A 21,274-nucleotide genomic window follows, 5' to 3' on the forward strand; every position below is an offset into this window, starting at 1 on the left:
TTTTATTTTTTTCTTTCAATAAGTATTCCAACTCCTAAAGCATTTGGTAAATAAGGGCCTTCAAATTTACTTTTAATATCTATTTTATATTTCCCTTTTTCAAGTGTATCAAAGGTTTTAATAGTTTGAAAAACATCGCAAATATCACCTGAACAATCACCAATATCCTTTCCAGCTTCATCAATAAGATTCATAATAACTGGAAGTGTTTCGACTTTACCATCAGGAGACGTAATTTCCACCTCTAAAGGCACTTCTTTGAATTGAAACCCACTTATGTGTCCAAAGTGCAACTTTAACTCACAAACCCCTTCAGATTGCATATTTTCGAACACAAATGACTTCATATCGTTTACTTCCCAGCGATTATCTATAAAATCACGATTAAATTCTTCATATACTTCATTCTTGTTACAAGAAGTTAATACAAAGACAAGTCCAATTAAAATAAGTTTAGCTTTCATAATTTATCATTTTAGAATTATAAATATAAAAAAAGTCCTGATATAAATCAGGACTTTTTAGTATAATGTAAACTAATTTCTTAGTCTTCTTTTTTGAATTCAGCCATTTTACGACCTTCTTTTTCACCAATTGTATCTTGCATCACTGGAGTTGCAATAAACAATGATGAATAAGTTCCTACTAAGATACCTACTAAGATAGCAAATACGAAACCTCTAATAGTTTCACCTCCAAAGATGAAGATAGCAACTAATACCACTAATGTTGTAGCAGAAGTATTAATAGTTCTACTTAATGTGGTATTTAACGCTTTGTTTACTAACCCTTTGAAATCTGGTGACGAATTGTAATCTAAGTATTCACGTACTCTATCAAATACAATTACGGTATCATTCAAGGAATATCCAATTACCGTTAAGATTGCTGCGATAAACGCTTGATCAATCTCCATGTTGAAAGGTAAAATAGTATAGAAAAATGAGAAAATACCTAACACTATGATTACGTCATGCGCAACTGCTATAACCGCGGCAAAACCAAATTGCCACTTACGGAAACTAATCATTAAATATGCAAACACAACAAACAAGGAACCTAAAACTGCCCAAAGTGAATTTGTTTTAATATCTTTTGAAATAGTACCTGTTACTTTAGCAGATGATAAAATTCCGATTTGTTTTCCTTCATACAAGTTAGCAAACTTATCGTAAGTTAAATCAGCTGGTAAATGCTTCTTTAAACCATCAAATAATTTTTGATTTACTTCTTTATCAACTCCTTCACCTTCTTCTTCAATTTTATATTTAGTAGTAATTTTTAACTGATTGTTTCCACCATAAATTTTAGCTTCAGCACTTCCAAAAACAGCTACTAAGTCAGCTGCAACTTCTGGTGCAGAAACGGCTTTATCAAAACGTACTTGATATGTTCTACCTCCTACGAAATCTACACCTTCATTTAATCCTTTAGTTACTAAAGAGAAAATACTTAATGCAATCAAAACTCCAGAAACAGCATAAGCAATTTTCTTTTTCCCTAAGAAATCAATATTTAAGTTTTTAAACCAAGTTCTAGTTAATGAAGTTGAATACGCTAATTTTTCATTTCTGCTTAAACTCCAATCTAAGAACATTCTTGTTACAAAAACTGCAGTAATTACAGAAGTGAAAATACCAATTAATAATGTTGTAGCAAAACCTTGAATTGGTCCAGTTCCAAATACTAATAAGATGATAGCTGTAATTGCTGTAGTAACGTTGGCATCAATAATAGATGACATTGCCCCTTTCCAAGTAAATGCATAATCAGTAGCTTCTTGTACCGATTTACCATTATCTAATTCTTCTTTTGCTCTTTCAAAGATGATTACGTTAGCATCTACCGCCATACCGATTGTTAATACGATACCTGCGATACCTGGCAATGTTAATACAGCACCAAAACTTGCTAATGTTCCAAAAATGAACAAGATGTTTACTAATAAAGCTAAGTTAGCATAGAATCCTGTTTTACCGTAGTAAACTACCATCCATAATAATACTAAACCAAAACCAATAACGAATGACAACATACCATTGTCAATAGCTTCTTGACCTAATGATGGTCCTACAACTTCAGATTGAACAATTTCTGCAGCAGCTGGTAATTTACCTGCTCTTAAGATGTTTGCTAAATCTTTAGTTTCATCAATTGTGAAGTTTCCTGAAATTTCTGATTGACCTCCAGTAATAGCTCCTTTACTTACACCTGGTGCAGAGTAAACAATATTATCCAAAACAATTGCAATAGCATTTCCTTGTTGCGAAACTGCTCCTGTAATTTGCTCCCATTTTCTTGATCCATTACCATTCATTTGCATAGAAACGGCTGGTTTACCCATTTGATCAAAAGTATCTTTTGCATCAACAATTACACCACCACTTAAAGGAGCAACATTATCTCTTGTTCCTTTTAATGCATATAAATCTGTAATATCTGGATTTTTCTCGTTTGTTTTACCCCAAGCAAATCTAATGTTTGTTAAATTAGCTGGTAATAAAGCTTTAATATCGGCTCTTTTTAAATATCCATTGATTGCTGCAGTATCTTTAGTAGCAAATGTTCCAACATGTGGAGCACCTTGCTGACCTGGAGCTAACATTTTACCTAAAAATGGGCTGTTACTAGCTGCAGCAGTAGTATCTACTTTGTCAGTTAATAATGAATCGATTCCTGTAGTTTTAGTTGGAGCAGCTTTAACAGCTACTTCTGTTTTCTTTAATGCGTCTTCAACAGCCATTAAATATTGTCCAACTTCTTCAATTTTGTAGGTTTCCCAAAACTCTAATTGAGCAGTACTTTGTAATAATTTTTTGATACGATCAACATCTTTAGCTCCTGGTAATTCTACCAAAATTCTACCAGAATTTCCTAATAATTGAATGTTAGGCTGAGTTACACCAAATTTATCGATACGCTCTCTCAATACTTTGAAAGCACTTTCTACAGATTCTTGAACTTTTTGTTTGATGATTGGCTCAACTTGTTTGTTGGTCATATCAAATTTGATAACTTCATCTAAGTTTCTGTTTCCAAAAACATCAGCAGCTGCTAATTTTACATTACCAGCATTTGCCGCTTCGAAAAAAGCATCAATAAAATCCTGATTTCCTTTTTGATTTGCTTTTGCATCAGCAAGCGCTTTGTTGAAAGCTGGATTTTTAGAATCGTTAGCCAATCCTTTTAAAACGTCTTTAACCGAAATCTGAAGGATTACGTTCAATCCTCCTTCTAAGTCAAGACCTTTGTTGATTTGGTTATTAGTAACTTCTTTGTAAGTATGTCCTAAGTATACTTCTTCTTTCCCTATAGAATCTAAATAGCGTAATTCTTTAGCCGTATCTCCTTTTGCAAAAGCTTTTGCATCAGAAACAATACTATTCGCTACGAAAGTAAAAGAAAGTTGGTATACACATACCAAAGCAAAGATAATTGCGAAAAATTTAATAAGTCCTCTATTCTGCATTATTCTAAATTTTATTTATTCTATTTTATAAAAACGGACAAATATATAATTTACAATAGGATTAAGCAATTTTATTTTGGATTAAAATACCCTTTTTATACAAGTTTAATCATAAAACGCCATTACAACCTAATAATGAAAGACTTGCAACTTAAAAAAGTATTTCACAATCCTTTATTTATTGTTGAAAACTTATTAATTTACAGCAAAAAATAAATTTTAAAACCATTTTTAAAAATAGCAATAACAAAAAAAAACTGCCAATTTCTTGACAGTTTTTCAATTCTATTTTGACGTAAAATTACAATACTGACTTTAAATCAGCATTCATATTACGAACTGCATCTGCACTTTTAGCAAATAACGCTTTTTCTGCATCATTTAATTGTACATCAACGATTTTCTCGATACCATTTTTACCAATAATACATGGAACTCCCATACAAATATCTTCTTGTCCGTACTCACCTTCTAAGAAAACTGAACATGGAATCATACGTTTTTGATCGTTTAAGATACTGTCTACTAAATACGCTACAGAAGCTCCTGGCGCATACCAAGCAGAAGTTCCTAATAAACCTGTTAAAGTAGCACCACCAACCATAGTATCAGCAGCTACTTTATCTAACTCAGCTTGAGATAAGAAATTAGAAACTGGAACACCATTGTAAGAAGCTAAACGAGTTAACGGAATCATAGTAGTATCACCGTGACCTCCAATAACCATACCTTGAATATCATTAGCTGGTTTGTCTAATGCTTTCGATAAGAAATATTTGAAACGTGAGCTATCTAAAGCACCACCCATTCCAATTACTCTGTGTTTAGGTAATCCTGTAGCTTTTAATGTTAAATAGGTCATTGTATCCATTGGATTTGACACTACTACAATAATTGCGTTTGGCGAATGAGTTAATACGTTATCAGCAACCGATTTAACAATTCCTGCATTAATTCCGATTAATTCTTCACGAGTCATTCCTGGTTTTCTTGGAATTCCAGATGTAATAACTACTACATCACTTCCTGCTGTTTTAGAATAATCGCCAGTTGTTCCGCTTAATTGTGTGTTGAATACAGTTGTTGTAGCACATTGCATAATATCCATCGCTTTACCTTCAGCAAAACCTTCTTTGATGTCCACTAATACTACTTCGCTTGCGATTCCTCTGTACGAAATAACATCTGCACATGTTGCACCCACGTTACCCGCACCTACTATTGTTACTTTCATTTTGTTGTGTATATTAAATATTTATAAAAATTAAAATTGATATTGAACTCCAATATTTCCGTTGACAAATTTACCAAAAGCAAGTATTTTTTTTTTGATTAAAGACAAATGATTTATCGGTTTACAATAATAATGAAATATTACGCATCAATTTTTGCGTAAGAAGCATTTTTCTCGATAAATTCTCTACGAGGTGGCACCTCATCACCCATCAACATTGAGAAAACTCTATCTGCTTCTGCTAAACTATCAATAGTTACTTGTCTAAATGTTCTGTTTTCTGGATTTAAAGTGGTTTCCCATAATTGCTCCGCATTCATTTCCCCAAGACCTTTATAACGTTGAATAGCAGCACTTCCTCCCATTCTTTCGTTAGCTACATCACGTTGAACGTCATTCCAAGCATACTCTTTTTTGTTTCCTTTTTTAACTAAATATAAAGGTGGAGCCGCAATATAAACGTGACCTTTCTCGATAAGTTCTTTCATGTAACGGAAAAAGAACGTTAAAATTAAGGTAGAAATGTGAGAACCATCGACATCGGCATCACACATAATCACTACTTTGTGGTAACGTAATTTTTCTAAATTTAATGCTTTTGAATCTTCAGCCGTTCCAATAGTAACACCTAATGCTGTAAAAATATTTCGAATTTCTTCATTTTCAAATACTTTATGTTGCATTGCTTTTTCCACATTCAAAATCTTACCACGTAAAGGTAAAATTGCTTGAAAAAATCGGTCACGACCTTGTTTAGCTGTTCCACCCGCCGAATCTCCCTCGACAAGGAAAATTTCACATTTTTCTGGATCTTGTTCTGAACAATCTGATAATTTACCTGGTAATCCACCGCCACCCATTACGGTTTTACGTTGTACCATTTCACGTGCTTTTTTAGCAGCGTGACGTGCTTGAGCAGCCAAAATTACTTTTTGAACAATGATTTTTGCATCATTTGGATTTTCTTCCAAATAATTTTCCAACATTTCTGAAACCGCTTGAGAAACAGGAGAAACTACTTCTCTATTTCCTAATTTGGTTTTGGTTTGACCTTCGAACTGAGGTTCTTGTACTTTTACCGAAATAATAGCTGTTAAACCTTCTCTGAAGTCATCTCCAGAAATTTCAAATTTTAATTTATCTAACAATCCAGAAGCATCCGCATATTTTTTCAACGTACGAGTTAATCCCATACGGAAACCTTGCAAATGCGTTCCTCCTTCGTGTGTGTTGATATTATTTACATAAGAGAAAATATTCTCTGTGTAACTTGTGTTGTAAATCAAAGCAACCTCAACTGGAATTTCGCTTTTTTCATGTTCCATGCTAATTACATGAGAAATGATTGGCTCGCGATTTCCATCTAAAAACTTAACGAATTCTTTTAAACCTTCTTTTGAATGGAATGTTTCTACTGGTTGAGAACCATCATCCGCTAAATGTCTTTTATCTGTTAACGTGATGGTAATTCCTTTATTCAAGAAAGAAAGTTCACGTAAACGAGCTGCTAAAGTATCGTAAGAATATTCTAAAGTTTGGGTAAAAATAGTAGCATCTGGTTTAAAAGTAACCATGGTACCTCTTTTATCTGTAGTTCCAATTTGTTTAACTGGATACATTGCTTTACCTCTTTCGTATTCTTGCTCATAAATTTTACCTTCACGATAAACCGTTGCACGTAAATGGTCAGAAAGTGCGTTCACACACGAAACTCCAACCCCATGAAGACCTCCAGAAACTTTATATGAATCTTTATCGAATTTACCTCCAGCACCAATTTTAGTCATTACAACCTCAAGTGCCGAAACACCTTCTTTTTTGTGTAAATCAACTGGAATACCACGACCATTATCCTCAACCGTAATCGAATTATCTTCATTAATTGCAACATAAATAGTATCACAATGTCCTGCTAAAGCCTCATCGATTGAGTTATCTACAACTTCATAAACTAAATGGTGTAATCCACGAACTCCAGTATCTCCAATATACATGGAAGGACGCATTCTTACGTGCTCCATTCCTTCTAATGCCTGAATACTGTCTGCCGAATAACTACCTTTTTTATTTTCTTCACTCATAATATTTGTGCTAAATAAAGTATTTTTATGTCAACAAATATAAGTAATTAGACAAAAACAAGAAATAAAAACCAGCCTAACTCAACACTAAGTTATTAACATTTGTTAATTTCAAACAAAAGTGGCTTAAATCGAATAAAAACGACCTTATTTTTAATTTTCGATACTTTTTTAATTTCCTCAAAACAGAAGAAATAAAAAAAACCTCTTTAAAACGCAATTAAAGAGGTTTTTTAAAACAACAAAACTAAAACTATAACAAATCAAAACTATATTTTCTCCATTTCTGCTGAAATCGACACATCTGCCTTTAGATGGGCTACATTTGCTCTTCCACTTGGATCTTGGTTTTCTTGCCATTTTGGAATCCATTTACGAACCGTTTGCGCTGCGCTATCTTGTGAAAAATGCTTGTAAAAAATACGACGATAAAAGAATGCTTCTTTTGTAACTGGCGTATTGTATGGAAATAATGTTTTTGCTTTTGCAAATTCTTCATCAGTAACTTGGCTCGAACAATATTCGATTAAAGTATCAATCCAGTTGTAACCAACTCCATCAGAAAACTGTTCTTTTTGGCGCCATAAAATCTCTTCTGGCAAATAGGGTCTTTCGGGTGTGTCAAATGCTTTTCTTAAAATATATTTTTCAATTCCATCATACGTTTTTGGCATTTTTTCTTCGGGTTGAATTTTGATTGCTAAATCCAAAAATGCTTTATCTAAAAACGGAACTCTCGCTTCTAATCCATGTGCCATAGTTGATTTATCTGCACGAAGTAAATCGGCTGTAAATAACTTTTGAACGCGTTCGATGGTTTCTTTTTGGAAATCTAATACCGATGGTGCATTTCGGAAATACAAATAACCTCCGAAAATTTCATCAGCACCTTCGCCAGACAAAACCATCTTAATTCCTTTTTCCGTAATCGATTTCGACAAGAAATACATTGGTGTGCTAGCACGAATTGACGTTACATCATAGGTTTCCAAATGCCAAATTAACTTATCTAAAATTTCAATTCCTTGTTCGACTGTGAAATGAATTTCATGATGCGTTGTTCCAATGAAATCCGCCACTTTTTTTGCCGCAACTAAATCCGGAGCAGAAGCATCTAATCCAATAGAAAACGAATGTAATTCTTGTCCGCTACCTTCTAACAATCTTGAAGTAATTGATGCAATTAAAGAGGAATCTAATCCGCCAGAAAGCAATACTCCAAAAGGCACATCGCACATTAAACGTTTTTCTACCGCTTGTGTTAAACTTGATTGTAAAGCTTGTAAATCTAATTTTTTAACTGCTGTTTCATGCGTTTCCCATTCTGGTTTATAATACTTTACAAAACCTGTTTTTTCGGTATAATAATGTCCCGGAGGAAAAGTGGAAAACGATTTACATTGGTCGGCAATGGCTTTCATTTCGGAAGCAAAATACAAGCGACCTCTTTCATCCATTCCGTAATACAATGGTTTTACTCCCAGTGGGTCGCGAGCTACGATATAATCATCTCCATCGATAACAACTAATGCAAAAATTCCGTCTAACATATCACAGAAATCGTAACCAAATTCTTCATACAAATGCACAATAACTTCTGAATCTGAAGTAGTTCTGAACGCATGATGTTTTAAAGTAGTTTCTCTTATTTTTTTGTGATTGTATATTTCGCCATTATGAACCATCCAAGCGGAATCGGTTCCTTGAATCGGTTGTTTTCCAGTGTGTAAATCTACAATTGACAAACGCTCGTGCGCCAAAACATGTCCTTTCTCAGTTACATGAATATCACTTTCATCTGGACCACGATGGCTCATTCTTTTTGACAATTGTTGCACTAATGCTTCTTCTTTTCCTTTTCCTATAATGGCTAATATTCCGCACATAACTTTTTAGTTTAAGAGTTGATAAGTTTAAGTGATATTTTAGATTCACTTAATTTGATGAAGCAAAATTGAAGATATAAGTTTAAATAATAAACCATAAAATTAATTTTAGTTATAATTTAAAACTAAAAAAAGATTTTTTAATTAAATCAGAAACTTTAAAAGTGGTTTTGAGTTTGTTTTGGTTACAAATCATAAAAAAACCACTCGAGCGAGTAGTTTACATTTTATTCAATTGCTTTTATCTGGAATCGATTATTATTGATTAGAACTTCATCTCCGAGACTTTTCCCCATTAATTGACTTCCTAATGGTGATTGAGGAGAAACAGCAATTATCGTCTTATTTTCGAGTTGGATTTTTGGCAAAGCGACACTGATGTAAAACAGCATTTCATTGGTTTGAACTAAACTACCCAAAGCAACTTTGGTATGAATTGCATCTGCATCAATTTTGTCAACGCTATTTTTTTGACCGATGATTTCTGCTAATTTTTGATTGAGTTTTTCTTGCTCCAAATGCATCATTGACAAAGCTGTTTCGTGCTTATCGCCAGCCGAACCTTTCACATCGTTTTGTGCATCTTGAGCTAAATCGGAAATCATAAAACGCAGTTCGTTTATTTTCTCAGATAATAGGTTTTGATAATGGGATTTTATTTTTTGTTTAAATGTCATAATGAAAGACTAACTACAAAGAGCACAAAGAAGGCACTAAGGACGCTAGGATTATTTTTTTTCATTTTTATACAATTCTTCAGCTTCTTTTCTTGATTTTTCAAAAATATCATTTCCAAACTTCTTTAAAACGAGTTCTTTCATCGTTTTCGAATAACATTTTGAATATTCAGTAATTACACATCCTGCATTTTTTGTATCAATCCCGTATTTTTTTCTTCTATACTCTTGAATATAAATGCTTAAATCAGGGTTTTTGTCAAAAATTAGTCCATAAGAATAACAATTATATATTCCATTATCAAAATCGATTTTTGCTTGTTCAGTTCCGTTTTCACAAGTAACTTTTCTCCAAACTATAGAATCATTATTTTTAGAATTTTCATTTTGAGAAAATGATACTCCAAATATTAGAAGAAATAATATGTAAATAATTTTTTTCATAATTCAATTATTTCGGAGATGCTATCAGTATAACAAACGTTATTGGAAAACCTAATAAAACTAATAACTCAACTTCAAAATTCGTTGTTCAAAATTGAATATTCATTATTTTTAACTTGGAACAATCAATTTTGAATATTGAATGTTGAAGTTTTAGAAATCAAATTTGTAATTAGCTCCTAACAAAACCTGAATACCTTGTACTGGAAAATTTGCCCAGCGGTTGTATTGTTGATTGGCTAAGTTGTTTCCTTTTAAGAAAGCAGTTAATCTTGCGTTGTATTTGTAACCTACGTGCGCATTCAAATCGAAATAACTATCTAAAGTTACTGTTTCTTGTACAAAAGAAGGCAACGGGAATATTAATTCTTGTTTAGTAATTAAATCTTTTCTTTCGCCTACAAAAAATACATTGGCTCCCGCGTACCATTTTTCGTTAATGTCAAAATCTACTGTTGTTCCAACTTGTAATTGCGGTAAATTCCATGCTTCTGCCTGAGAATCGGTTGAGTAATTATTGTAGGTTCCGTTGATTCCGAAAGTTACATTTTTAGAGAAATCGGCTTTCAATTCTCCGAAAATACTTAGCGTGTTTAAATCGTCATACACAACTCCGAATGAATTTCCATAAGCATAACCATTTGTATTTGTTCCAGTTCCATCAAAACCATTGCTTACAAATAACGCTCTATCTGCTTGATTTTTATTTGAAGCTCTAACATTGAACGCTACAGAATTGGCTAACTTACCTTTCAACCCAATATACAAATCAAACTTATTATCGGTTGGCGCGATGAATAACGTTGGTGACACGAATGGATTTTGATCTACGAAATCAGCATACGAATTTTGCTCTAAATCACCTTCTGCTCCAGCGTAAGCCACTAAAATATCACCTACCAATTTATAAGATGCTTTGATGTTTGGATAAATAAAAATCTTTCCATCGCTTTCTCCATTGATTTTTGCTGTTGCATAATACACTCCAGCTCCAATTTGAACCGATAAATCATCTTGTTGGTACAAAATACTTGGTTTTGTTCCTGCGATAATAGTGCTGTATTTTAATTCCGAATCTACATCGTACATTCTTTCAAAACTTCCTCCCACATAATCCACTACGAAATCTGCTTTTATTTTTTGATTCATTACATCGAAATCAAAATTTGGCTTGATAAAAAATCGATTTTCTCCCGAATCCAATCCATCAGAAAAACGTTTGAATTGCATGCTAGCATCATTGAAAATTCCGTCTTTGAAACTCATTTTTCCACCAAGTGCAATTGTATTGTAAGTTTGTTTTGAATCGATTCCTGCAATCGTTGGATCATCAAAGAAAATAGTTTCTGTTGGCAAACCGTACCAATTGTAAATTTGATTTTTCACGCCTAAATCTACATTCCAACTCATATCGCGTTCACGAACTCCGTAAGTTACATCTAAACTGGTGTTATAGAATTTATCATCTAAAACCAAATCTTTAATTCCGCCTTGAGACGATAAATGACGTAACATTCCGCCTACATAATTACTTCTACTTAAATTTTGTGTAATGAACAATTCGGCATTGATAGTTGGGTAATTTCCGAAACCTAAAGTCGCGTAATTGTTGTATAATTTTTCTTTTTCGGTTTTATCTACTCCTGCTGCTTTTCCTTTTGCTGGCGTAAACGTTGAAGCAACCGGAAACGAGAAAATATTGTACTGAATTACTTCTTTTTGCTGATTGTCTTCGTCATCCAACAATGGCGTTTCCTTAACTTTAAACGCATCTGAAATGGTTGGCGTATAAGGCTTCACAATGTTTACTACTTCCGAACCAATGTTTTCATCTTTTACTTGGGCAAAAGAAAATTGAATTCCGAATACGACTAAAACTAAGGCGATTATATTTAATTTCTTCATGTTCTATATTTTTAAATGAGATGCTAGATACTGAAACGAGTTCAGTATGACAATTATCTTATTTTTATTAATTTGTGATTGATGAATTACGTTTTGCTTCTTCTCCTTTGATAAAGTCTAATTCTTTTTGAGCTTCTTCGATTACATCTGTATACTCTTTGAAGTTTTCAATTACACTTTCTAAAATGTAAGTCGCTTGGAAACTATCTTTTAATCCGTAGAAGTTTTTCGCCATAATTACTAAGCTCTTCGCTCCATAATATTTATAACCTGAGTAATCTTTAGCGATTTTTTGCACCACAACATTTGACGGTTCAAACTTGCCTTCTTTATTTTTAAAATACGCATCGTAATACAAAGCTTCGGCTGCTAATTCTCCTTTTGCGATTTTTTGCAATTTAGCATACGCTTCTTTCGCTTTAGCTTCATCATTTGTTTTAATAGCAGAACGCGCTACGATAATTTGAGCATCACTTTTAATTCTATCATCGATTTTGTCGTTTTTCAATACTTTATCGGCATAGATAACGGCATTCGTAAAATCTTGTTTTTCGTAATACGATTTCATCAAATTAGATTGTGCATACGTAGTATTTTGAGGAAACTCAGCTTCTGTTTCCAGACGTTTTAAAACTGGAATAGCACTATCGTAATTTTTAGCTTTTAAATGCACTTGACACAAACGTGCTAAAGCTTGTTCTGTAAATTCGTTTCTTGGTTTAGCCACTACAAACTCATAATGTTTCACAGAATTTGATTCTAAGTTATCTGCAAAATACAATTGTGCTAAGTAGAAATTCGCTTTCAAAGCATGTAATCCGTTTGGAAATTTGCTCACATAACTTGAGAAACCTGAAATAGCTTGTTTACTGTTGTTTTGTAAATATTGTTTTTCGGCCGATTCGTAAGTATCGTTATCTAAATCAGCATCTGAAACTTCAATAAATGAAAGTGTTTTTACCCAATCAGCATATTCATCCACTTGACCTTTATCTACATAAATTAAACGAGCTGTTGAAACTGCTTCAATAGATTCTGGTGAATTTGGATATTCTGATACTACTTTTTTGAACTTCGCTAATGCTAAATCTTCTTTGCTTGAGTTATAGTAAATCAAACCTTGTTTTAAAATCGCTTTTGCTACATACGAACTCGATTTATATCCAGTGATTAATTTATCATACGTTGCAATTCCTTTGTCGTTCTGATTTTGATTTACGTAAGTATTTCCTAACTCATACAAAGCATCATCTGCATATTGAGAGGTTGGATATGTTTTTACAAATTTCTCTAAATCTTCAATTTTACGATCTGGTTTGCTTACAAATCCGTAGCTAATTCCTTTTTGAAATGCCGCATAATCAGCATCAACACTTTTCATGTCGATGGCTTTGTTGTAAGCATCCATTGCTGGCCAATATTTTGCTGCCATGAAATTACAATCACCCAAACGCAAATACGCATCGGTTAAACGAATTTTATCCTCTTTTACCGATTTGGTATACGAATCGAAATATTGAATCGCATTTTCATATTCTTTTAACTTGAAATACGAATACGCTAAGTTGTAATTTGCATTTGCGTATTCTGGAGTATTTGAAGCTTCAGCTGAATTTAAAAACTGTTTGAAACTCAATTTAGCTTCTTCAAACTGATCTAAATTGTATTCGGTTTCCGCTTTCCAAAAAGTAGCTCTTGCGGTGAACTTTGCGTCTTTATTTTCGGCTAACGATTTTTTAAATAACGCATAAGCACCTTTGTAATCGCCATCGGTATACAATTCTAAACCTCTGTAAAACGTTACTTTTTGATACGCTAATTTATTTTCTGGTGTTTTACTTTTTTCTAATAAAACCAACGCTTCTTTATAATTTTTTGAAGTGATATACGAACTAATCAACAACGTATTGATTTCCGATTTATAAGGCGTATTTGGATATTTAGCCACGTAAGCATTTAATACTTCAGGAACCGATTGATAAGGATTTCCGATTTCGTAACTCAATTTCGCATAATTCAAATACGCATCTTCTTGAATTTTTAAATCAAATTCCATTTCAGAAGCCGTTTTGAAAGCATTTAACGCTTGTTGTTTTTTATCGGTTTTCAAATAACTTTCTGCTAAATGATAATACGCATTTTGTGCTACTGCATCATTTCCGCCAATAATTTTATTGAATTGCGAAATTGCGTTTTCATAATCTTTTTGTTGGTAATAGGTGTAACCTAATTGATAAAAATCGGTATTATTCCATTTTCCTTTTTTTCCATTATAGGCCAATAAATATGGAAGCGCTTTATCATATTGTTTTAAATTAAAATAACTTTCTCCAATGATTTTTGATAATTCACTTTTTTCTTCACCTTTAGATTTTGGCATTTGTTCTAAACCTAAATCAATTGCTTTTTGGAAATTTCCAAGCTTGAAATTCATATCGGCTTGAAAATAACCCATTTTTTCTTTGTACTTGTCTTGGTCAGAAACTTGCTCGAAATATTGATTCGCACTTTTATAATCATCTGTTTCATAAGACATATAACCTAAATAATATTTCGCCTGACTTCCAAAAGTCTTCGAATTCACTACTTGGTTGAAGTATTTTGTAGCTTCTTTTGTGTTTTTTGCCGTGAAATACGCATAACCTTTTTGGAAATTGTATTTTTCTCTATCGGCTTGCGACATGCTATTCGAATCCGCTTTATCAAACCATTCTAATGATTTTGGATAATTTCCTTGATCAAAATAATAATGCGCTACTTCGATATATGCTTGATTAGTCTTTGTACTCGTTGGATAATCTTCCACAAAACTTTCTACCAAAACATCGGCTCCCATTTGATTCAAACGAATAGCGCAATTAGCAATATAGTAAGCACAATCCGATTCCACTTCCATATTATCAGTTTTCGATTTTACCTTGTCGAATAAAATTTGGGCTGCTTGATATTGCTTGTCTTTATACAATTCAACTGCTCTGTTGAACTCCGTTAATTCGTGTGTATAGACAGAAGATTGTTGGGCAAAAAGTGTTCCCGAAAAGAACAACACTAAAAAAGAAAGTTTTAAATACTTTATCATTTGATTCGTTATTTATAAGTTCCAAATATAAGGCTTATTGAAAGTATTAACGAAGGTTCTTAACATATTATTGTACAATTTTTGAACATAGTTTTTAACCAAATACACAATTTTTAATTGAAATCAACTTAAAATTTTGATACAGAACCATAAGTTATTACTTTTACATTTTAAAATCCATCAAAAATATGTCACAAACAGTTCTATCCTTAAAAAACGTAACGATTTATCAAGATAAAAATCCGGTTTTAACCGATGTAAACATCGATGTAAAACATGGTGAGTTTCTTTATTTAATTGGTAGAACAGGTTCGGGAAAAAGTAGTTTTTTAAAAACATTGTATGCTGATTTAGCCTTAACAGACGGCGAAGGAAGCATTGTAGATTACGATTTAACTACTTTAAAAGAAAACGACATTCCGTATTTAAGAAGAAAATTAGGAGTGGTTTTCCAAGACTTTAAATTACTTTCTGACAGAAGTGTAAAGGAAAATCTATTATTCGTTCTTAAAGCAACTGGCTGGACAGAAAAAGAAGAAATGGAAGTTAAAATCGAGGAAGTTTTAGATAAAGTTGGAATGAAAGGTTTTGCTAATAAAATGCCACACCAACTTTCTGGTGGAGAACAACAGCGTGTTGGGATTGCAAGAGCCTTACTTAACGATCCTGAAATCATTTTAGCTGATGAACCAACAGGAAACCTTGACCCGCAAACTAGTGTGGAAATCATGGAAGTACTTCGTAAAATTAACGCAAATGGAAAAACCATTTTAATGGCCACTCACGATTATGCATTAGTTTTAAAATACCCTTCAAAAACTTTAAAATTTGAAGGTGGAAAAATGTTTGAAGTAGTTCAAAGATCGGTGTAAATGCTATCGATTTTAATAACGATATACCATTACAATCTTTTGCCATTAGTAAAAGAAATTCATCAACAATGTCTTGATTTAGGAATCGATTTTGAGATTTTAACACAAGATGACGCCTCAAATTCGATTCATAATTTAGAGAACGAGAAAATCAATTTACTTTCTCATTGTAGTTATGTTTCTTTGGAGAAAAATGTAGGTTATCGTGAAAATAAAAATATTTTAGTTGGTCAATCTCAATATGAAAATTTACTAATTTTAGATGGCGATTGTGTTTTACCTTTTCCTAATTTCATAAAAAATTACATTGATCAAATTCCTGATTACGAAGTAGTATATGGTGGAAGAATTCATGCTGAAAAAGCGCCTTCAAACCAACAATTACTTCGCTGGAAATATGGCAAATTCATGGAAGACCAAACAGTCGACCAGAGAAATAAAAATACCTATCGAGCGACTTTGTTCAATAATACTTTGATAAAAAAATCGGTTTTTAATCGCATTAAATTTGATAGTTCTTTTAAAAAATATGGTCACGATGACACACTTTTTTCTTTTGAACTTCAAAAAATGAACGCTAAAATCAAACATATTCATAATCCAGTTCAACATGATGATATTGATACCAATGTCGTTTATGTTGAAAAGACAAAAAACTCGTTAGATAATTTATACTTACTATATAAAAAACAGCTTATTACTAAAGAATACAGCAAAATGGTTAACTTAGTTTCTAAGTTACATACTTTTAAAATTACATATTTACTAGCTGTTTTGTATTCGGTTTTTGGGAAATTTTTAGAGCATCAACTTAAAGGAAATAATCCGTCTTTGTTTGTTTTCAATGTGTTTCGATTAACTTATTTTAGTAAAATTTATATTGGATGAAAATACTGATTATCAATAATTTTAATAGTGAAAATCGACTTGGAGGAGTTGAAAACTATTTGCATGAATTGATTCAGTATTCCGAAAAAAACAATTCTAATTACATCTTTAAATGGTTTGGGAAGGATAAAATAAAAACCAATTGGGTTGAAAAATTCTACCACAAAACCATCACTCAAGAAATTATTCGAGAAATTGAAAGTTTTCAACCTAATGTAATTCACTGTTTTAGCATTGGCGCACCAGTAACGCCGCATTTTATGGAATTTGCAAAATCTAAAGGAATTCCGATTGTGTTTTCTTTTCGCGATTATTATTACATCTGTCCAAAAAATTACATGCTGAATGATAAAAATGAAGTGCTTCACAAGCATGAAAATGCTTTGGAATGCATTTTACATCATCAACCAAAACGAAATATTTTGTTTGACACTTTGTTGTATTTAAAACAATCGCATCATAAAAGTATTATCAAAAAACATATTGATTATTTTTTAACGCCATCAGAAAACTTAACGCAATTTGTCTCAAACCATTTTAAAAAAGAAGGTAAAACATTAGCAAATCCAATACTTATAGAGCAAAACCAAAATTCCAATTCAGAAGGAAACTATATTTTGTTTGTTGGGCGATTGGTTCCTGAAAAAGGGATTTTGACTTTATTAAAAGCATTTCAAAACATTTCAAAACAATTTCCAAACGAAAAATTATGGATTGTTGGCGATGGAAATCAAATAGAAGAACTTCAGAATTTTACAAAAAATAATAATCTGCAAAACGTTTTATTTTTAGGAAACAAATCACGTGAAGAATTACAAGAAATTTATGCTAATTCCAAATTTTCAGTGATACCGAGTGAATATTTAGAAGCGTATGGTAATGTAATTTTAGAAAGTTTCGCTTTTGGAAAAACAGTAATCACAAGTAATTTAATTGGAATTAAAGAGGAAATTGAGCAAAACAATGTTGGACTAACTTATTCTTTCAAAAATCAGAAAGCATTGGAAGAAAAAATGGTCGAACTTCTTTCAAATTCAGGTTTAAAAAGCAAATTAGAAAATAACATCCCAAATTATTTAGTTACAAAGACCTTTGCAAAACATTTTTCAGATTTAGTAAACGTTTATGAAAATTTACTTAGTAGAAATCGCTAAAAAATCTTCAAATTCTCTGATGTAATCCGCTTCTTCGAACACATCAGAAGCCACCACCAAACAAACTGCTCCCGAAGAAAAGTTTTTCAATTCACGCCAAATACCATTGGTAATTAATAAACCTTCAAAAGGTTTGTTTAAAGTAACTATTTTTTCCTCTTTTCCGTCGTTTAAGATAACATCAAAACTTCCTGAAAGCGCTACTAAAAACTGTTGCAATTTTTTATGTGCATGTCCGCCACGTTCTGCTCCAGCAGGAACATCATACAAATAGTAAACGCGTTTGATTTCAAACGGCACCACTTCCTTTTCGATAACGGATAAATTACCTCTTGGGTCTTCAATCTTAGGGATATTTACAATTTTAATTTCCATAATTTAACATCTGTAACCATTGGTTTACTACAACTTCCGACTGAAATTTTGCAACACTCGAAACCGAGGTATTTTTGCAATTTTGATATAAAATTTCGTCTTCAACAAAGATATTCATTTTGTGAGTTAATTCAGTGAAATTCTGATTTTCTACTAAAATCCCATTGTGATGATTGATAATCATTTCGTTTGGACCGCTTTCGCAATCGAATGAAATTACTGGAATTCCCAAACTTAATGATTCTAAAATAGTCATCGGAAAACCTTCGTATTGACTAGACAAAACCGAAAACTTTGCATTGGAAATATAATCCCAAACATTTTCTTTAAAACCTAACAAATGAACTTTAGTTTCTAATTTCAAATCTAAAATTTTCTTTTTTAATTTGTCTTGCTCTTCTCCAGTTCCTAAGATTACCAAATGAATATTTTTCTGAGACAAATTAGAATTAGAATAACTTTCAATTAGCTTATCAAATTGTTTTAATTGAACTAATCTTCCAACCGCAATAACATATTCAAAAGATAATTTTTCAGTAGTTGAATACGAACGAATTGAAACCGAATTTGGAATAACTTCAACTGATTTAGCTTCAAATTTAGTTTCAATTTTTTGTTTGATAAAACTGGAAACCGCTACAATTTTATGTGCTTTTTGAAGTATTTGCTTTGCAATCCTATTATTATCAGTCAAATACGTTTCCAATCTACTACTATGAATGGTATAAATAAACTTTAGATTGCAATAAATAAAATTCAAAAACACCCACTCCATTTTTGGATTGATACGATGACGAAAATCGATTACGTAATCAAATTGCTGGTTTTTTAGGTAATTTCGTAATTTAAAATACTTAACAAACTTCGAAAATTGTCCAAAAGCTACTAATTTCCCACCAAACTCATAATCAATTTTGTCTTCTAAAACCAAAGTATGTACTTCTATTCCAGCATCATGAAGTATTTTTGTTGTAGTTCCAAAAACCCTTTCCAAACCACCTTCAGCCAATTTATAGCCAACAATGGCTACTTTTAATGGTTTTTTTGAGTGGTTTTTCATTTCGGTTGAATTAGTTTAGTAATTTAGCATAAAAATAGATTTAAAAACCCAATATGCAAAATTTTCCGCTTGTTAGTGTTATTTGTTTGTCTTACAATCACGAAGCTTACGTAGTGGAAGCCTTGAATTCTGTCATTAATCAAACCTACCCAAATATTGAATTACTAATTGCAGATGATTGTAGTGACGATAATTCGATCGAAGTAATTAAAGATTGGGTAAAAAATCATCCTGAAGTACATTTTTCTTCTAATGAAAAGAATTTGGGCAACACCAAAACCTTTAATCAATTGGCTAAAAAAGCAAAAGGCGAATTTATCATTGATTTAGCCGCAGATGATTTATTAGTTCCTAATTGCATTGAAAAACAAGTCACAACTTTTCAAAATTCTAAATATAAAAATCTGGGGATTGTTTACGGAAATTTAATCGAAATCGATGAAAACGGTAACTTCCTAAATAATTATTACAACGAAGAAGATCGCCCAGAAAGTGGAGATATTTACAGAATGGTTGTAGGAAGAACAACCAAAATTTGTTCGGTTTCTTCAATGATTAAAAAATCGGTTTTGGAAAAATTGGAATATTATGACGAAGATTTGGCCTACGAAGATTTAGATTTATGGATTAGAACTTCCAGAGATTTTGAATTTGAATACATTTCTGAAATTCTGGCAAAAAAAAGAATTGTTTCTGATTCATTAAGTTCTCATTTTTTGATTGAAAACAATTTGAGAGCAAAAAAGTTAAACGAATCTACTTTGAGAATTTTAGTCAAAGCATATCATTTAAACAAAACAAAAGACGAGCACAAAGCGTTGTTGGGAAGAATTCGATTTGAAATGTATAAGTTTATAAAAGCGAAACACTTCAAGTTACTTTTTAAGCTTTTGTTATTGGAAATCAAGGTACGTTTGAAAAACATTTAAGACTTAAAAATAACTTTTCTAAAATAGACAACCAAAGCTAAAAAGTAAACTACATAAGTAGCAGCATAACTAATTACAGCTCCAATCGCACCATAAATTGGAATCCAAAACCAAGAAGCAACAAAAAAGACTAAAAATGATATACTTTCAGTGAGAAGATAGCCTTTTAAGTCTTTAATTACATAAAATCGAATTCCTAAAATTAGTGACATTGCTTTGAAAAAATCTCCAATAAGTTGCCAAGCAAATAATTCTCTCACTTGATAAAAATCAGATGTTAGCAATAATTTAATTATAAAATCTTTGCAGAAAAAAACACCAATTAAAGTAATTAAAAAAACAGGAATAACTTGTTTAAAAAACTTAGTTGTAATAGCTATTTTTTCATGTTCAGAAGAGGTTTTGATTAATTCTGGCAAGAAATAAAAACTTACTAAAGTTGAAATAAACATGAAATAAAATCCCGAAATTCTCTGCATCGCCTCAAACCAACCTGAAGCTTCAATAGAAACTTCTTTAGCTATAAGATTTCGAATAAAAATGTATAAAACAGGAGTTAAAACAGCCGTAAAAAGCGACATAATTCCAAATGGAATCAATCCTTTTAAAACACTGAAATCGATTTGAATTCTTTTGAAAATAATTCCAAAAGAAAACTCTTTAAAAAAATAAAAACTTGAAAATAAAAACAATAAAAAAGAAGTTATGGAAATGGAAACCAAAGCACCAAATACTCCATAAAACCAAATAAAAACAAATGAAGTAAGCAAACTAGCAATGTAACCATAAATCGAAATCAATGTTACTTTTTTGTAATAACTAAAACCATTTAAAACCGTAATAAAAAAGAGATGTAAAACTTGAAATGGAAGAAAAAAAGCAACAAAATTTAAAATAAAATTATACTCCGATTGGCGATTGAAAATCATTTTTCCGAAATACGAATTTCCAAAAATTAAAACGGTAGAAATTAAAAGCGAGAAAAACAAAAGTGTCCAAAAAATAAGGCGTACAAAATAATTTAATTTTACTCTATCTTGATGATTTTTAGCAACATTTTGTAAAACGCCATTCTGAATTCCGAGTGTTCCAACAGATTCTAATAATGATGTAAAACTTCTCAAATTTCCCATCAAAGCCATTCCTGAAGGACCAACAAAATAAGCAATTACTTTAGATGACAAAAAACCAGTAATTAATCGTACAAGAATGCTAAAACTA

16 protein-coding genes are annotated in these 21,274 nt (G+C 31.8%); 4 read left to right on the forward strand and 12 right to left on the reverse strand.

Annotated elements, in window-relative coordinates:
• Positions 1-2: 2 nt before the first annotated feature.
• The 9 genes from B2741_RS04680 to B2741_RS04720 all read right to left on the reverse strand — a co-directional run bounded on the left by B2741_RS04680 (position 3) and on the right by B2741_RS04720 (position 14,775).
• Positions 3-464, reverse strand: coding sequence for a hypothetical protein (locus B2741_RS04680; protein ID WP_291135874.1), 462 nt, complete (start codon positions 462-464; stop codon positions 3-5).
• An 80-nt stretch (positions 465-544) separates the two neighbouring features.
• The gene (secDF, locus tag B2741_RS04685) at positions 545-3,469 is read right to left on the reverse strand and encodes a protein translocase subunit SecDF (RefSeq protein WP_291135876.1); all 2,925 of its coding nucleotides are present in this window, start codon (positions 3,467-3,469) and stop codon (positions 545-547) included.
• Positions 3,470-3,770: 301 nt separating this feature from the next.
• A complete protein-coding gene (gene mdh / locus B2741_RS04690; RefSeq protein WP_133610056.1) occupies positions 3,771-4,703 on the reverse strand; it encodes a malate dehydrogenase in 933 nt (310 codons plus the stop codon).
• Positions 4,704-4,843: 140 nt separating this feature from the next.
• Positions 4,844-6,784, reverse strand: a complete 1,941-nt coding sequence (gyrB, locus tag B2741_RS04695; protein ID WP_291135879.1) for a DNA topoisomerase (ATP-hydrolyzing) subunit B — start codon at positions 6,782-6,784, stop codon at positions 4,844-4,846.
• Between the two features lie 269 nt (positions 6,785-7,053).
• On the reverse strand, positions 7,054-8,670 hold the full coding sequence (gene asnB, locus B2741_RS04700) for an asparagine synthase B (RefSeq protein WP_291135881.1): 1,617 nt from the start codon (positions 8,668-8,670) through the stop codon (positions 7,054-7,056).
• Between the two features lie 227 nt (positions 8,671-8,897).
• Positions 8,898-9,275: a hypothetical protein gene (locus B2741_RS04705; protein WP_349680394.1), complete on the reverse strand. Its 378-nt coding sequence runs from the start codon at positions 9,273-9,275 to the stop codon at positions 8,898-8,900.
• Positions 9,276-9,398: 123 nt separating this feature from the next.
• Complete coding sequence (locus tag B2741_RS04710; RefSeq protein ID WP_291135885.1) at positions 9,399-9,791, reverse strand: hypothetical protein; 393 nt, start codon at positions 9,789-9,791, stop codon at positions 9,399-9,401.
• A gap of 153 nt (positions 9,792-9,944) precedes the next feature.
• Positions 9,945-11,696, reverse strand: coding sequence for a TonB-dependent receptor (locus B2741_RS04715; protein ID WP_291135887.1), 1,752 nt, complete (start codon positions 11,694-11,696; stop codon positions 9,945-9,947).
• Between the two features lie 67 nt (positions 11,697-11,763).
• Positions 11,764-14,775, reverse strand: a complete 3,012-nt coding sequence (locus tag B2741_RS04720; protein ID WP_291135889.1) for a tetratricopeptide repeat protein — start codon at positions 14,773-14,775, stop codon at positions 11,764-11,766.
• Between the two features lie 188 nt (positions 14,776-14,963).
• Between B2741_RS04720 and B2741_RS04725 the strand changes: the two genes are divergently transcribed.
• Genes B2741_RS04725 through B2741_RS04735 form a run of 3 tightly spaced genes read left to right on the forward strand, consistent with a single transcriptional unit; the run spans position 14,964 to position 17,689 of the window.
• The gene (locus B2741_RS04725) at positions 14,964-15,647 is read left to right on the forward strand and encodes a cell division ATP-binding protein FtsE (protein ID WP_291135890.1); all 684 of its coding nucleotides are present in this window, start codon (positions 14,964-14,966) and stop codon (positions 15,645-15,647) included.
• Positions 15,648-16,535: a glycosyltransferase family 2 protein gene (locus B2741_RS04730; protein WP_291135891.1), complete on the forward strand. Its 888-nt coding sequence runs from the start codon at positions 15,648-15,650 to the stop codon at positions 16,533-16,535. It begins immediately after the preceding gene.
• Positions 16,532-17,689 carry a glycosyltransferase family 4 protein gene (locus B2741_RS04735; protein WP_291135893.1) on the forward strand — a complete coding sequence of 386 codons (1,158 nt, stop codon included), beginning with the start codon at positions 16,532-16,534 and terminating at the stop codon, positions 17,687-17,689. The genes B2741_RS04730 and B2741_RS04735 overlap by 4 nt, the downstream gene beginning before the upstream one ends.
• On the opposite strand, the gene B2741_RS04740 is transcribed toward B2741_RS04735, so the two are convergent.
• Positions 17,669-18,064: a sugar 3,4-ketoisomerase gene (locus B2741_RS04740; protein WP_291135895.1), complete on the reverse strand. Its 396-nt coding sequence runs from the start codon at positions 18,062-18,064 to the stop codon at positions 17,669-17,671. The genes B2741_RS04735 and B2741_RS04740 overlap by 21 nt on opposite strands.
• Positions 18,054-19,124, reverse strand: a complete 1,071-nt coding sequence (locus tag B2741_RS04745; RefSeq protein ID WP_291135897.1) for a glycosyltransferase — start codon at positions 19,122-19,124, stop codon at positions 18,054-18,056. The genes B2741_RS04740 and B2741_RS04745 overlap by 11 nt, the downstream gene beginning before the upstream one ends.
• Positions 19,125-19,177: 53 nt before the next feature.
• Here B2741_RS04745 and B2741_RS04750 point away from each other — a divergent pair, with 53 nt between their 5' ends.
• On the forward strand, positions 19,178-20,053 hold the full coding sequence (locus B2741_RS04750) for a glycosyltransferase (protein WP_291135899.1): 876 nt from the start codon (positions 19,178-19,180) through the stop codon (positions 20,051-20,053).
• On the opposite strand, the gene B2741_RS04755 is transcribed toward B2741_RS04750, so the two are convergent.
• Complete coding sequence (locus B2741_RS04755; RefSeq protein WP_291135901.1) at positions 20,050-21,237, reverse strand: O-antigen translocase; 1,188 nt, start codon at positions 21,235-21,237, stop codon at positions 20,050-20,052. The genes B2741_RS04750 and B2741_RS04755 overlap by 4 nt on opposite strands.
• Positions 21,238-21,274 lie beyond the last annotated feature (37 nt).

This window comes from Flavobacterium sp. UBA7663 (genome assembly GCF_002483315.1).
In the GTDB taxonomy this organism is placed as follows: Bacteria; Bacteroidota; Bacteroidia; order Flavobacteriales; family Flavobacteriaceae; genus Flavobacterium.